15 protein-coding genes are annotated in these 14,724 nt (G+C 64.6%); 1 reads left to right on the top strand and 14 read right to left on the bottom strand.

The genetic code is table 11. The annotated features are described in order from the left end of the window. Positions 1 to 56: 56 nt before the first annotated feature. The 14 genes from ACT6QU_RS10985 to ACT6QU_RS11050 all read right to left on the bottom strand — a co-directional run bounded on the left by ACT6QU_RS10985 (position 57) and on the right by ACT6QU_RS11050 (position 14,141). Entirely contained in the window at positions 57 to 1,229 is a 1,173-nt protein-coding gene (locus ACT6QU_RS10985) for a lipid-A-disaccharide synthase (RefSeq protein WP_444565264.1), read from the bottom strand. After that, positions 1,229 to 2,092: an LpxI family protein gene (locus ACT6QU_RS10990; protein ID WP_444565265.1), complete on the bottom strand. Its 864-nt coding sequence runs from the start codon at positions 2,090 to 2,092 to the stop codon at positions 1,229 to 1,231. Before ACT6QU_RS10990 ends, ACT6QU_RS10985 begins: the two co-directional genes overlap by 1 nt. Beyond that, positions 2,079 to 2,909, bottom strand: coding sequence for an acyl-ACP--UDP-N-acetylglucosamine O-acyltransferase (gene lpxA / locus ACT6QU_RS10995; RefSeq protein ID WP_444565266.1), 831 nt, complete (start codon positions 2,907 to 2,909; stop codon positions 2,079 to 2,081). Before lpxA ends, ACT6QU_RS10990 begins: the two co-directional genes overlap by 14 nt. A 4-nt stretch (positions 2,910 to 2,913) precedes the next feature. Continuing rightward, positions 2,914 to 3,381, bottom strand: coding sequence for a 3-hydroxyacyl-ACP dehydratase FabZ (gene fabZ, locus ACT6QU_RS11000; RefSeq protein WP_024585542.1), 468 nt, complete (start codon positions 3,379 to 3,381; stop codon positions 2,914 to 2,916). Continuing rightward, positions 3,374 to 4,435, bottom strand: a complete 1,062-nt coding sequence (lpxD, locus tag ACT6QU_RS11005; protein ID WP_444565267.1) for a UDP-3-O-(3-hydroxymyristoyl)glucosamine N-acyltransferase — start codon at positions 4,433 to 4,435, stop codon at positions 3,374 to 3,376. The genes fabZ and lpxD overlap by 8 nt, the downstream gene beginning before the upstream one ends. Positions 4,436 to 4,484: 49 nt before the next feature. Further along, complete coding sequence (bamA, locus tag ACT6QU_RS11010) at positions 4,485 to 6,857, bottom strand: outer membrane protein assembly factor BamA (RefSeq protein WP_024585540.1); 2,373 nt, start codon at positions 6,855 to 6,857, stop codon at positions 4,485 to 4,487. A gap of 205 nt (positions 6,858 to 7,062) precedes the next feature. Beyond that, positions 7,063 to 8,199, bottom strand: a complete 1,137-nt coding sequence (gene rseP / locus ACT6QU_RS11015) for an RIP metalloprotease RseP (protein WP_444565268.1) — start codon at positions 8,197 to 8,199, stop codon at positions 7,063 to 7,065. Between the two features lie 92 nt (positions 8,200 to 8,291). Beyond that, the gene (locus ACT6QU_RS11020) at positions 8,292 to 9,107 is read right to left on the bottom strand and encodes a phosphatidate cytidylyltransferase (RefSeq protein ID WP_444565269.1); all 816 of its coding nucleotides are present in this window, start codon (positions 9,105 to 9,107) and stop codon (positions 8,292 to 8,294) included. Positions 9,108 to 9,127: 20 nt separating this feature from the next. Continuing rightward, positions 9,128 to 9,847 (bottom strand): isoprenyl transferase, encoded by a 720-nt coding sequence (locus ACT6QU_RS11025; protein ID WP_024585537.1) that lies wholly within the window; start codon positions 9,845 to 9,847, stop codon positions 9,128 to 9,130. A 42-nt stretch (positions 9,848 to 9,889) separates the two neighbouring features. Continuing rightward, entirely contained in the window at positions 9,890 to 10,450 is a 561-nt protein-coding gene (gene frr, locus ACT6QU_RS11030; RefSeq protein WP_024585536.1) for a ribosome recycling factor, read from the bottom strand. A gap of 92 nt (positions 10,451 to 10,542) precedes the next feature. Continuing rightward, positions 10,543 to 11,265 (bottom strand): UMP kinase, encoded by a 723-nt coding sequence (gene pyrH / locus ACT6QU_RS11035; protein ID WP_444565270.1) that lies wholly within the window; start codon positions 11,263 to 11,265, stop codon positions 10,543 to 10,545. 103 nt (positions 11,266 to 11,368) lie between these two features. Beyond that, the gene (gene tsf / locus ACT6QU_RS11040; protein WP_444565271.1) at positions 11,369 to 12,292 is read right to left on the bottom strand and encodes a translation elongation factor Ts; all 924 of its coding nucleotides are present in this window, start codon (positions 12,290 to 12,292) and stop codon (positions 11,369 to 11,371) included. Positions 12,293 to 12,388: 96 nt separating this feature from the next. After that, complete coding sequence (gene rpsB, locus ACT6QU_RS11045; protein ID WP_444565272.1) at positions 12,389 to 13,171, bottom strand: 30S ribosomal protein S2; 783 nt, start codon at positions 13,169 to 13,171, stop codon at positions 12,389 to 12,391. A 151-nt stretch (positions 13,172 to 13,322) separates the two neighbouring features. After that, positions 13,323 to 14,141, bottom strand: coding sequence for a cell envelope integrity EipB family protein (locus tag ACT6QU_RS11050; RefSeq protein WP_444565273.1), 819 nt, complete (start codon positions 14,139 to 14,141; stop codon positions 13,323 to 13,325). A gap of 109 nt (positions 14,142 to 14,250) precedes the next feature. Here ACT6QU_RS11050 and ACT6QU_RS11055 point away from each other — a divergent pair, with 109 nt between their 5' ends. After that, entirely contained in the window at positions 14,251 to 14,721 is a 471-nt protein-coding gene (locus ACT6QU_RS11055; protein ID WP_444565274.1) for a RidA family protein, read from the top strand. Positions 14,722 to 14,724 lie beyond the last annotated feature (3 nt).

The raw sequence follows: 14,724 nt of genomic DNA on the forward strand, positions 1-14,724 counted from the left end.
GCGTTTGAAATGCGAAGGGCGGCTCTCGGGCCGCCCTTTTTCGTTGCCGCGAATGCCTACTGCCAATGCCGGTGCTGCGCTTCGATCGTCGCCAGGACAGCCTCGGCGCCGATCTCGCCCGCGGGCCGTTCGGTGTGGAGCCGCTGCGCGACGATGTCGAAACCGTGCATCTGCGTTGCGCGCGCCGGCGTCGCCGCCCAGATCTGCTCGATCGCCCGCGCGAGATTCCCCGGCCGCACATACTCGTTGTAATATTCGGGCACGACCGGCCAGTCGGCGATGAGGTTCGGCAGCGAAGCCGACCAGGTCTTTACGAGACTCATCAACGCACGCCAGATCGCATCGGTCTTGTAGCAGGCAACCAGCGGAACCCGCGCCAGCGCGAGTTCGAGCGACACCGTGCCGGAAGCGGCAAGCGCCGCATCCGCCCGCGCGAATGCGCCGTACTTGCCTTCTGCATCCTCGATGATCCGCGTCGGCACCGGCCAGTCGGCGATTGCGTCGTGAACCAGCGCCGCGACCTTCGGCACGGTCGGAATATCCACCTCGAACCGGTTTCCGCGCGCGACGAGTTCCTTCACCGTCTCGCCGAACGGCCCGATCAAGCTCGTCACTTCCGCCCGGCGCGAGCCGGGCAGAACCAGCAGCGACTTCGTCCCCCAGGCCGGATCGCCGCGCGTCATCTGCGCGGCGGCGGCATGGCGCAAGCCAGCATCCTGCGTCAACCGGTGGCCGACAAACGTGCCGGACGGCCCGCCGAGCCGCTCGAGTTCGCCCGGCTCGAACGGCAGCAGGCACAAGATGTGGTCGATATAGGGCTTCATCTCCACCGCCCTGCCCGGCCGCCACGCCCACACGCTCGGGCAGACATAGTGAACGGTCGGGATCGTGGGCACGATCGCGCGCACCTTGCGCGCGACGCGCAGCGAGAATTCCGGGCTGTCGATGGTGATGAGGCAGTCCGGCCGCTCCGCCGCGATCGCCTTGGCGGTTTGGTTCAGCCGGCCGATCAGCCGCGGCAAATCCTTGACGACGGCGGTCACGCCCATCAATGCGATCTGCGATCCGTCAAAGAAAGAGTTGAGCCCGCGCGCTTCCAGATGCCGCCCGCCGACGCCGACGAGTTCGATCGGCCGCCCCGTCAGGCGCGCAATCGCATCGACGAGATCGGCCCCCAGCAGGTCACCCGATTCTTCGCCGGCCACGATGGCGATCTTCAAAGCCTGCATCAATCGTCACCCTTCAGGCCATAGATGAAGACGCCGTGCGCTTTCGCGCGCGCCACGGTCGTTGCGAAATCCAGGATGAACGCCCGCTCCGCGTCGAGCGCGATACCGTTCAATCCGGCCGCAAATACGGCGTCGACCGTATCCGGCCCGATGGCCGGCAGGTCGGCGCGCAAATCCTGCGCGGGCTTGGCGCATTTGACGAGCACGCCGCCGCTGCGTCCGGCAAGCCGGCCGTGGCCGCGCATGCCGGCAACGCGTTCGATCAGCCCTTCGGTTCCCTCGATGCCTTCGAGCGCGACCGCTCGTCCCCCGATCGCAATCGTGGCCTGCCCGATATCGAGCGCGCCGATCGCGTGCGCCGCTTGCGCCGCGGCGCGAACATCCCGCATGTCGGCCGCCGAAGGCTTCGGCCCGGCAATCAGGCCGACGCCTGCGAGCAGATCGGGCGCCAGTTCATGCGCACCGACGACCGCGATGCCGTGTGCTTCCAGATGACCGATGATGGTGCGCAAGAGAACGTCGTCGCCGGATGCCAGCGCCCTGACGAGCCGCGGCAGCATCGAGACGAGCGACCACGACCACCGGATCGACTTCAAAGCCGGGCGACGCGCGACCCCGCCCGCCATCACAACCCGTTCGACCCCGGCCGATTTGAGCATCGGCACCAGCCGGCCGAAATCCTCGACCCGCAGCCAACCATGCTCATGGCTTGTGAAGAGCGGCAGCGGCTCCGCCTCGCCATCGATCAGGATGAGGAAGGGTCGCATGCCACGCGCATCGAGGCTCTCGATGATTTCGATTGGCAGCCGTCCGCTGCCCGCGATCAGCCCGATCCGGCCCCCGGCCGGGTCAATCCTCGTCATCGGTTTCGACGCCCCGATCGCTCAGGGCCGGCACCGTGAAGTAGCGCTTCCCGCGCGCCTGCAGGAAGGCGAGGATGTCGGCGACTGCGGGCGCATGACCATATTCGGCGGCAACCAGCGGGATCGCTTCGGCGAGCGTCCGCCCCGGCGCGAAGAGCATCTTGTAGGCGGCGCGCATTTCCATCAGTTCGGCGCGCGAATGGCCCGACCGCTTGATGCCGATGACGTTCAGCCCGCGCAGCTTTGCCCGGTCGCCGACCGCCATCCCATATGGGATTACGTCACCGACGACGGCAGCATAGCCGCCGATGAAGGCGTGGTGGCCGACGCGCACGAACTGATGCACGGCAGCAAGCCCCCCGATCGTGACGAAGTCGCCGATCTCGCTATGCCCGCCGAGCGCGGTGGAGTTCGCCATGGTGACGTTGTCGCCGACGATGCAGTCATGCGCGACATGCGACTGCGCCATGAAATAGCCGTTCGAGCCGACGGTCGTCGCGCCCCGCGACGTGTCGGTGCCGAGATTGAAGGTGACGCCCTCGCGGATTTCGCAATTGGTGCCAACCGTCAGCGTCGTGCGCCCGCCCTTATGCCGCACGCTTTGCGGCGGTCCGCCGAGAACGGCATTCGGCCAGATCCTGCAATCGGCGCCGATCGTCGTCGCGCCGAGCACCGTGACATGGCTCACCATCCGCACCCGATCGCCGATCTCGGCATCCGGCCCAACATGGCAGAACGGCCCGACATGAACACCGAGACCCAGCTTGGCGCCGGTCTCGACGACCGCCGAGGGATGGATGAACGTCTCGTCGGCCATGCCGTCAGCCCTGCTTGGCCGACATCATGGCGGAAATCTCCGCCTCCGCGACCTTGGCGCCGTCAACGATGGCCTCGCAGCCGAAGCGCCAGATATTTCCGCGCTGCTTCAGCTTCTTCACATGCATTTCGAGCCGGTCGCCCGGCACCACCGGCTTGCGGAACTTCGCGCCGTCGATCGTCATGAAATAGACCAGAGACGGCGTTTCGGCAGCCGTCTTGTTGATGCAGATCGCCCCGGCGGTCTGCGCCATCGCCTCGATGATCAGCACCCCCGGCATCACCGGGAATTCCGGGAAGTGGCCGGTGAAATGCGGCTCGTTCATCGTCACGTTCTTGATCCCGATGGCCGATTCGTCGCCATTGATCTCGATGATCTTGTCGACCAGCAGGAACGGATAGCGATGCGGCAGAAGCTTCAGCAAGTCCTGGATGGTCAAAGTGTCGAGCGTCGTCGGATTGCCGTCAGTCATCGCCGCCTTCCTTGGCCTTTCGCGAGCCGGATACGAGTTTGCGGATATAGGTGACTTCGCGGAAGAAGTCCTTCATCGGCTGGGCGGGCATCCCGCCCCACCTGCCGCCGTCCGGAATGTCGTGCATGACGCCGCTGGCCGCCGCGACCGCGGCACCGGTTCCGATCGTGACATGGTCGGCAAGCCCGACACGTCCGCCGAGCATCACGTAGTCGCCGAGCGTCACCGAGCCCGACAGACCGCAATGGCCGGCGATCACGCAGCCACGCCCCAGACGTACATTGTGGGCGATCTGCACGAGATTGTCGATCTTGCTGCCCTCGCCGATCACGGTATCGGACATCGCCCCGCGATCGACGGTCGTGTTCGCGCCGATCTCGACATCGTCCTGGATGATGACCCGGCCGATCTGCGGCATCTTCTCCGGTCCGCGCGGACCGGTGACGAAGCCGAACCCATCCTGCCCGATCTGCGCGCCGCCATAGATCAGCACGCGATTACCGACCAGCGCATACTGAACGGAAACGTTGGGGCCGATATAGCAATCGCGCCCGACCCGGCAATTGCGCCCGATGACGGCGTTGGGTGCGACGACGGTTCCGGAGCCGACATGCGCCCCCGCTCCGACGACGGCACCCGGCTCGATGATCGCTCCGTCTTCGACCTGCGCGGTCGGGTCGACATAGGCGCGATCCGAAATTCCGGTCTCCGACGTCAGCGCAGCTGGCTTGGCGGCCGTCGGGAAAAGCAGGCGCCCGACGGTTGCAAACGCGTATTGCGGCTTGCGGGTGACAAGGACAGCCACTCCGGGGGGAACCTGATCGGCGATATCGGACGTGCACAGCACGGCAGTCGCCTTCAGGCCCGTCAGATGGTGCGCATTGCGCTTGCCATCCACGAACACGAGCGCCCCCTCACCCGACTCCGAGACGGGAGCGATACGGCTGACCGGCGTTTCGGCGTAAGCGGCATTGGCGAGATCCGCGCCCGTAAGCGCAGCGATCTCGCCAACCGAAAAGGTTCGTGCCGGCTCAAAGAAGAGCGGATCTGTCATTCATGCCTGCACTTTCGGGGCGCAACCCGCCCCGAAAAGCGTCCCACCCTTAGAACCGGGTCGAGATGCCGAAGCTGAAATTCTGGACTTCGTCCGTGTCTTCCTTGGCGACCGGAACCGCGTAGTCGACGCGGATCGGACCGAAGGGCGACGCCCAGAGAATGCCCGCACCGACCGAAGCGCGAAGCGATGCGCCGGTTCCGAGAGCCGTGAAGTCGTTGCCGTGAAGCGTGGCAGCATCGGCGAACACCGCACCGCGCAGACCCAGGCTTTGCGGCAGCGCCGGGAACGGGAACTGCGCCTCGGCCGAAGCGTGGAAATAGGTCGTGCCACCGAGATGGTCGATCGTCCCGTTCGTCACGTCATAGGGCCCGATTCCGTTGAAGTCGAAGCCGCGGATGATGCGGTCGTTCGAGCGGAACAGGTCGAAGACGCGCAGGCCGTCATCGCCGAAGCCTTCGATGTGGCCCGCACCAGCCGTCAGCACGCCGACGAGATCGAGTTCTTCCGACAGCGTCCGGTAGTAATTGCCGCGCGTCGTGAACTTGACCCAGTTCGCATCGCCGCCGAGCCCGGCGACTTCCGTCGTGAACGTGGCATAGAAGCCGTCACGCGGGTTCTGCATGTTGTCGATCGTGTTGTAGATCAGACCGCCGCTGACCGACGACTTGATCCACGGGCTCTGCGATTCGATCGCGCTCTGCAGGACAGGCGAGATGTTGCACAGCGAGGGATCGAAAGCACCGGAGGAATCGAGGCAACCGTCGCGGTAATCATAGGACTCACGCGTGTAGTTGTAGGCGAGCTGCGTGCTCAGTGCCTCGGTGATCGGCAGACCGAAGCGGATCGTGCCGCCATCGACCTGGCTCTCATAGGTGTCGAATTCACGCGTCTGGCGGAAGATGTCGAAACCGGCCGAGATGCGGCGTCCGAGGAAATAGGGCTCCGTGAACGACAGCGAGTAGTCGCGCGAATCGCGGCCGCCCGATGCGGCGACGCGGATGAACTGGCCGCGACCGAGGAAGTTGCGCTCGCTGACCGAGCCCTCCACGGAAACGCCGGCGCCGCGATTGATCGTCTCGCCGGTCGAATAGCCGGCACCGATCGAGAACTCGCCGGTCGCCTTCTCGACGACTTCGACCACCAGCACGACCTGGTCGGGCTGAGAGCCGGGCGCGGTCGCGATGTTGACCGACTCGAAGAAATCGAGACGCTCAAGACGACGGCGCGCGCGCTGCACGAGAATCTGGTTGAAGGCGTCGCCCTCGCTCAGGTCGAACTCGCGGCGGATGACATAGTCACGCGTGCGGGTGTTTCCGCGGATTTCGATCCGCTCGACATAGGCGCGCGGGCCTTCGTCGACCGTATAGACGACGTCGATCGTGCGGTTCTCGAAATTGCGGTTGCCGCGCGGCGTGACCTGCGCGAACGCATAGCCCGAGCCGGCGACGTCTTCCGTCAGGCCGACGATGGAGCTTTCGACGTCCGCGGCGTTGTAGACGCGGCCTTCGCGCGTATCGATGCTGCGGCGATAGCTTTCCGCATCGACGCCGGGGATCGAGCTTTCGATCGCAACATTGCCGAACGTATAGCGCTGGCCTTCGTCGATGGTGAAGACGATCGAATATTCGTTAGCGGCTTCGTTGAACTGCGCATCCGAAGACAGGACGCGGAAATCGGCGTAGCCGCGGTTGTAGTAGAAGCGGCGCAGCGTTTCCTCGTCCGCACGCAGGCGGTCGGCATCATAGATGTCGTTGCGCGTCAGCCAGGACAGAAAGTTCGACTGGCGGGTCGAGACGACGTCGCGCAGGCGGCCGTCACTGAACGCCTGGTTGCCTTCGAAGGTGATGGAACCAATCTTGGTCCGGTCGCCTTCCTGGATCTGGTAGACGACGTTGACGCGGTTGTCGCCGAGGTCGACCGTCTGCGCGGTCACCGTCGTGTCGTCGCGACCGACGCGGGCATAGGCCTGGCGAATCGCTTCGATGTCGGAATTCATCGCGTCGGCCGAGTAGGCGCCGCGCGGCCGAAGCTGAACGGCGGCCGTCAGCGCATCGTCCTTGACGCGCGAATTGCCCTGGAACAGCACCTGGTTGACGATCGAATATTCGGAAACTTCGACCACCAGCGTCGAGCCGGACTGGTTGATGCGCACGTCGGAGAACAGCCGCGTCTCGAAAAGGCGCACGACGGCCGCGTTGATGTCCGCGCTGTCGAACTGGACGCCCGGCTGGATGCCGAGATTGCCGATCACCGTCTCGTCGCTGACGCGCTGATTCCCCCGCACGTCGATGCTGCTGACGACTGCCGCATATGCTGCGGTCGTGCTTGCGAGCTGCACGGCAACGGTGCCGACCGCCGCCAGAGCGGTGGAAAGTGCAATCGCCGAAGCGGCGCTCTTGAAATTCGAAGCTGCCTTCATTTGGCTTAGAAACCTTTTGTTCTCGTTGTCCCCGTCGCGAGAATGACGGAACTGAGCCGCAAACCCCATACGGTATTAACCGGATTTTCCCTACACGCAAGGCTGCCGGTTAATTTGCATTTACTAAGTCCGAAAGCGTGGCATTCGCGTCACGCAAATTCCCATCCATGGTAAATGGAGCCTGAATTTTCAGGGTGTTGAGCCGTCAGCAGCCGAATATGTCGTTCCAGAAAACGAACGCCATGAAGCCCAGGACGGCGAGCATCCCCACCTTGTAGAACCCCTCCATCACCCGTTCCGAAACCGGTCGTCCGCGAACGGCTTCAGCGGCATAGAAGACCAGATGGCCGCCGTCCAGTGGGGGAATGGGCAGAAGGTTGAGGAAACCTATCCCGACCGACAAAAGAGCGATGAGCTGCACCAGCCACATCGGCCCGAGCGAGGCCGCCTGCCCGGACATCTCGGCGATGCGCACCGGCCCGCCGAGCTGGCACCTGTCCTCCCGACCGGCCACGAAGCGCTGCAGGAAATGCCCCGTACGCGCGATGATCTGCCCCGTCTCGGTGACGGCCGCACCCAGAGCCTCGACCGGCCCGTAGACGATCTGGCGCGGCTGGCCCAGTTCCTCGTTGTTGACGACGCCGATGATGCCGATGCGAATCGTGTTGCCGAGCGCGTCGGTCTGTTCGGACAGTTCCGGTGTCGCCCGCAGCTCGATTTCCGATCCGTCGCGCAGCATGACGAAGCTGAGTTCGTCGCCCGCGCGCGCGGAGACGACGCGCTGCACGTCGCCGAAAGTCGAGATTCGCGTGCCGTTGACGGTCACGAAGCGGTCGCCCGGCTCGAAGCCCGCCTCCGCGGCCGGACTGTCGGGACGGATCTCGGCAACGGTCGGCTCCGAGACGAACCGGCCATAAGCGGTGAACATCACGGCAAAGACGGCAATCGTCAGGAGGAAGTTGAAGATCGGGCCGGCCGCGACCGTCGCGGCCCGCTTCCAGACCGGCTGCGTATGGAACGCGACCCTGCGCTGTTCTTCGGTCAACTGCGCCGTCGCTTCCGCGTCCGGCTCGCTCGTCACGCTCATGTCGCCGACGAATTTGACGTAGCCGCCGAGCGGCACCGCCGAGATCTTCCAGCGCGTTCCGCGCCTGTCGTTGAAACCGAAGATTTCCGGACCGAATCCGATCGAGAAGGCTTCCACGCCAATCCCGCACCAGCGGCCGACCAGATAGTGGCCCATCTCGTGGACGAAGACGACGACCGCGAGCACGAGGAGAAAGGGGACCAGCGTGCCGAGGATGAGCCCGCCCGATCCGAATATGCCCGTCAGGAAATCCAATTCACCGCCCCTTCAATGTCATCGTTCGCCATGCCCGTTGCGGACAAATCGCGGCGTTTCGGTGGCTCTGCCGACGCGCGTCGGCCCACCGATCAAAAGAATGCCAGCGCCGGCCGGTCGGGATCGGCCAGCACCGCCCCGATCACGTAAAGCAGCAGGCTTGCGGCAACCAGACCATCGACCCGGTCCATCACCCCGCCGTGACCGGGAATGAGCTTGCTCGAATCCTTCACCTGGAAGCGGCGCTTGAGCCACGATTCGAAGAGGTCCCCGGCCTGGGAGGCGACCGAAAGCGCGACGATCAGGACAAGCAGCGCCCCGACAGGCAGTCGCGTTTCCATCATGAAGGCGGCAAACATGCCGAAGACGAGCGCGAACACCGTTCCCCCCAGAGCCCCGCTCCAGGTCTTGCCGGGCGAAATCGCGGGGGCAAGCTTGGGACCGCCGAACGTCCGGCCGACGAAATAGGCCATGATGTCTGTCGCCCACACGACGACGAAGACGAAGACGACGGTCTTCAGTCCCTCGACCTCTCCTCCACGCAGCAGCGCCAGCGACAGCGCGGCAAGGCTCGCATAGGCAAGTCCGACTGCGTTCCAGCGTGTGGAACCCAGCATCGGCGCAGCAAAAAGGGCCAGCACGGCCAGCGCGCCGACCATGACGAAGCTCAAGGCTCCGCCGGGCGCCATCAGGACGATGATCCCGGCGGTCGCCATCAAAAGGCCCGACAACTGGCGCTCCGGCGCCGTGCTGTGCGCCTTGGCCATCTTGAGCCATTCGTAGAACACGGCCGCGCCGATCCCGGCGCACAGCATGCGGAAGGAGAAGTCGCCGACCCAGGTGACGATCAACGTCACGGCGATCATCACGATCGCCGACAGGATGCGCAGCCGCAATTCCTTGGTCAAGAACGTCTGCCCCGCCTGGCTCAAGACACCGCCCCGCGCGCATCGACCGCGCCGAACCTGCGTTCGCGCCCGGCAAACGAGGCCAGCGCCCGGTCGAGTTCGGCCCGGTCGAAGTCCGGCCAGAAGCAGGGCAGGAACACGAATTCGCTGTAGGCCGCCTGCCAAAGAAGAAAATTGGACAGGCGCTGCTCGCCGCTCGTGCGGATGATCAGGTCCGGATCGGGAATGTCGGATGTGTCGAGCGCACCGCTCAGCATTTCCGGCGTGATCGATTGCGGATCGAGATGCCCGCCCGCCGCCAGTTGCGCCAGGTGCCGGGCACCGCGCACGATCTCGTCGCGCGAGCCGTAATTGAAGGCGATGACGAGGTTCATCGCGTCATTGCCGCGCGTCAGCGTTTCGGCCTCGTCGATCAGTTGGCGAATATCGGGCTCGAGCGTGTCCCGTCCGCCGATCATGCGCACCCGTACGCCGTGGCGATGGAGATCGGCCAGATCGCGGCGGATGAACAGCTTGAGCAGGCCCATCAAGTCGCTGATCTCGGACGCGGGCCGCGACCAGTTCTCCGAGGAAAACGCATATAGCGTCAGCCATTTGACGCCGCTCTCGCCTACGTTGCGAACCGTCTTGCGCAAGGCCTCGACGCCGGCGCGATGCCCGGCAGCCCGCGGCAGCCCGCGCGCCTGCGCCCAGCGGCCGTTGCCGTCCATGATGATCGCGATATGCGCGGGAGTGGTCACCGGCTCTCCAGTTCCGAGGCTCGGGAAAAGGTCCTGTTCGACCTAGACCTGCATGATCTCGGCTTCCTTTTCGGCCAGAAGGCCGTCGATCTGCTTGATCGTCTCGTCGGTCAGCTTCTGCACGCGCTCGGACTGGACCTTGGAATCGTCCTGGCTGATCGCGCCGTCCTTCTCCGCCTTCTTGGCGATTTCCATGCCGTCGCGGCGCACATGGCGCGCGGCCACCTTGGCCTGCTCGGTATATTGGTGGGCGATCTTGACGAGGTCGCGGCGGCGCTCCTCGTTGAGTTCGGGCAGAGGAATGCGCAGATTGCTGCCGTCGACAATGGGATTGAGCCCGAGATTGGATTCCCGGATCGCGCGGTCGACCGCGCCGACGAGCTGCTTGTCCCAGACGGAGACTGCAAGCATCCGCGATTCCGGCACTGTCACGGTCGCGACCTGGTTGATCGGCATCGGCGAGCCATAGGCCTGAACGAGGACGGGATCGAGAAGATTGCTCGAGGCGCGGCCGGTCCGCAGCGATGCGAGGTCATGCTTGAATGCCGAGATCGCGCCGTCCATCCTGCGCTGCAGGTCCTTGAAGTCCACGCCTTCGCTCATCTTCGTCTCCTCTGCCGGCAGCGCCGGTCCGTCTTTTATCTGGCCCTTGGCTGGCTTGCCGGCCCGTCATTTTCTGGAAAGTCCGCTGCCGCTCAGGCGTCGGCGACGACCGTGCAGCGCCCTTCCCCGCGCAGAATGGCGCCGAGACCGCCCTGCTCATGAATCGAGTAGACGATTATCGGAATGTGGTTCTCACGCGCAAGCGCAATCGCCGCCGTGTCCATGATCGCCAGGCCTTTGACCAGCACTTCCTCATGCGTGATCGTCTCGAAGCGCGTCGCGGTCGGGTCCTTCTTGGGGTCGGCGGAATAGACGCCGTCCACCTGCGTGCCCTTCAACAAAGCGTTCGCGCCGATCTCTGCAGCGCGCAGCGCGGCGGCGGAATCGGTGGTGAAGAACGGGTTGCCGGTGCCGCCTGCGAAGATCACCACCTTGCCCTGGTCCATATAGGCGGTCGCCTGGCGCTGGGAGAAGCTTTCGCAAAGTTCGGGCATGGCGATCGCCGACAGGACGACCGCGTCGACTCCGAGCTTGATCAGCGAGGTGCGCAGCGCCAGCGAATTGATGACGGTGGCGAGCATGCCCATGTGGTCGCCGGTCACCCGGTCACCGCCCTTGGACGCCACCGCCACGCCGCGGAAGATGTTGCCGCCGCCGATCACCACGGCCACCTCGACGCCCATCTTGCGCGCCTCGGAGATATCGGCGGCGATCTGGTCGGCCACCGACACGTCGATGCCGAAGCCCTGCGATCCCATCAGGGCCTCGCCCGACGCCTTGAGAAGGATGCGCTTGTATCGCGGGGCGTGGCTCATGAAACTCTCTTCTCGCAGTGAATGGGAAACCGGGTGTCAGATACATGAAAGGGCACCGCCGTGTCACCCGGCGATGCCCTTCGTTTCTGTGCAGGACGACTGCTTACTTCTTGGCGACCGCCGCAACCTCGGCTGCAAAGTCGCTTTCTTCCTTCTCGATGCCCTCGCCGAGCGCAAAGCGCACGAAGCCGGTCAGCTTCGCCGGCGCGCCGATTTCCTTCTCGGCATCGGCAAGCGCCTTCTCGACGGTCACGTCGGGGTTCATGACGAAGGCCTGCTTCAGGAGCACGACTTCCTCGTAGAACTTGCGCAGGCGGCCTTCGACCATCTTCTCGATGATGTTCTCCGGCTTGCCCGACTGGCGGGCCTGCTCGGAGAAGACTGCCTTTTCACGCTCGACGGCGGACGCGTCGACTTCCTCGGCGGTCAACGCGAGCGGGTTCGTCGCAGCGACGTGCATGGCCACCTGGCGAGCGAAGGCGCGGGCGGCATCGGCATTGCCGGTCGTCTCGATGGCGACCAGCACACCGAGCTTGCCGAGATTGTCGGCGACGGCGTTGTGGACATAGGTCGCAACAGCGCCGCTCGAAACCGTAAGCTTGGCCGAACGGCGCAGGCTCATGTTCTCGCCGATCGTGCCGATCGCGTCCTTGATCGTATCGGTGACCGACTTTTCCGAACCCGGATAGGTCGCGGCGCCGAGCGCATCGGTCGAACCGTCGGTCGTCAGCGCCACTTCGGCAATGTTGCGCACGATGGTCTGGAAGGCATCGTTGCGGGCAACGAAGTCGGTCTCGGAATTGACCTCGACGACGACCGCGCTGGTCGCATCGGAAGCAACGCCGACCAGGCCTTCGGCTGCCGTGCGGCCGGCCTTCTTGTCGGCCTTGGAAATACCCTTGGCGCGCAGCCAGTCGACCGCGGCCTCGATGTCGCCATTGGTCTCGGACAGGGCCGTCTTGCAGTCCATCATGCCCGCGCCCGTCATGTCGCGGAGCTGTTTGACCTGTGCAGCAGAAATGCTCATCGTCGCCTCTTCAATTTCGTCAATTCATAAAATGGCGCGGCGCACCGTGGAGAATTCCAGGTGCGCCGTTCGCCTCGTCCAATGCAGCGGACAGCCTTAGCTGGCCTTGCCTTCTTCGGCAGGCGTCTCGTCGAGGGCCGGCTCGACCGGCGCTTCGGCCGAAGCGCCGACGTCCACGCCCATCGCGCCCTGCTGGCGCGCAATGCCGTCGATGGCGGCCTTGGCGATCAGGTCGCAATAGAACGAGATCGCGCGTGCGGCGTCGTCATTGCCCGGGATCGGGTAGTCGACCTTGTCCGGATCGCAGTTCGAATCGATGATCGCGACGACCGGGATGCCGAGACGGCGCGCTTCTTGGATCGCGATCGCTTCCTTGTTGGTGTCGATCACGAACATCAGGTCCGGCGTCGAGCCCATGTCCTTGATGCCGCCGAGTGCGCGGTTCAGCTTCTCGCGCTCGCGGTCGAGCGTCAGGCGCTCCTTCTTGGTGAAGCCCTGGGCTTCGCCGGCGAGCAGCTCGTCGAGCTTGCGCAGACGCTGGATCGAGTTCGAGATCGTCTTCCAGTTGGTGAGCATGCCGCCCAGCCAACGCGAATTGACGTAGTACTGCGCGGAGCGTTCGGCCGCGTCGGCGACGATTTCCGAAGCTTGGCGCTTGGTGCCGACGAACAGCACGCGTCCGCCACGGGCGACCGTGTCCGAAACGATCTTCAGCGCCTGGTTGAGGAGCGGAACCGTCTGCGACAGGTCGATGATGTGGATGTTGTTGCGGGCGCCGAAGATATAGGGCGCCATCTTCGGATTCCAGCGGTGGGTCTGGTGGCCGAAGTGGACACCAGCTTCGAGAAGCTGGCGCATGGAGAAGTCTGGCGTAGCCATGGTTGGTTCCTTTTCCGGTTAGCCTCCACGGATGTCAGGCGGATGAACCGCCACCGGAGGTAGAGGCCGGATTTCTCCCGGCGCCAAACCCATCACCCGTGTGTGGAATGGCCGCGCATATAGCGGCAATGAGGACGCGATGCAACCCGCCTCATTCGGCGCAGTCGGCCGGCTCGTCGAAGAGTTCGAGATCGACCAGCCGCCCGGTGATGGCGAAGTCGCCGTAATCCATCGTCAGGTCGCGCGTGACGCCATTGTCGTAGAGCTTCATGGAGATGCGATAGGTCGGCGTTTCCTCGCCGGAAATGTCGGTCAGGTCGAAATAGGCGATGTCGACCGGCCAGAACTCCTCCGACGCAATCGCCTCGACCGCGTCCGATTCGGTGTCGCCCTCCTCCAATCCGGTCTTCTGGCCGAGGATGACGGTCGTGGTCATCAGCTTGTCGCCGTCCTCGGAACCGTCATAGATCGTCGTCTCATAGAAATTCTCGCCGGCATTCGCCTTTTCCAGCACCTCGATCAGATGATGTGTCGGGAACTGCGACTTTTCGAGCGCGTGCTCCTGCGGCTCCGGCATCTCGATCGCGACCTTCGTCCCGTCATCGGTCATCTGCGCCGACCCGCGCGATTCCTTGTCCAGATTGCGATCGATGAAGGAGCGCGTGACGAAGGAGAACTCCGAGCCGTCGCCGGCCTCGAACGTCGTCGTCTGCTGGTCGGTAAGGCGCGTCGTCTCGTTCGCCTCGATCTGCGTGACGAACCGGAAAGTGACGGTGTAGCCCTCGCAGGCAGAGCCGTTGAACTCATAGACCATGCGGCCCGAAAGCCCTGTGATTCCCGAACTGTCCGTTGCATCGTCGAGCCCGAGATCATACACCGCACGATGCGGGAGGAGCGGCGCGGCCGACGCCTGGCCTTGCAGGAATGGCGCGGCGATTGTCGCCAGAAGTGCAAGACGTGGCAGGGACATTCGGTTCTCCCGATTGGGTGCTGGGTCGGCTCGGCCGGCACCTGAAAGCGTTTTCGTGGCAGAAGCGAGGCGATGCAGCCGCCGCTTGCCTTTCGACAAGGATCACAGGATGACCGACACAATCAATAGCCGCCTGGAGAAGCTTGGCATCGCCCTGCCGGCTCCCGCCGCTCCCGCCGCCAACTACCTGCCCTTCATGGTGACAGGCGATCTGCTCTTCACCTCCGGCCAGCTTCCGTTCGACAACGGCAAGCTCGCGGCCACCGGTCGCCTTGGCCGAGAGGTCGAGATCGCGACCGGTCAGATCGCCTCGCGTCACTGCGCGATCAACGTGCTCGCGCAGGCAAAAGCCGCCCTCGGCGACCTCGAGCGCATCGCCCGGCTGGTCAAGATCACCGTCTTCGTCTCCTCCGATCCGGACTTCACCGAGCACCACCTCGTCGCCAACGGCGCGTCGGACCTCTTCGCGGAAGTCCTCGGCGAGGCCGGCCGCCATGCCCGCGCCGCCGTCGGCGTCGCCCGACTGCCGCTCGACGCGGCGGTCGAGGTCGAAGCCATCTTTGAGATCGCGAAGGGCTGAGCA

The organism is Aliihoeflea sp. (genome assembly GCF_052435475.1).
Classification (GTDB): domain Bacteria; phylum Pseudomonadota; class Alphaproteobacteria; order Rhizobiales; family Rhizobiaceae; genus Aliihoeflea.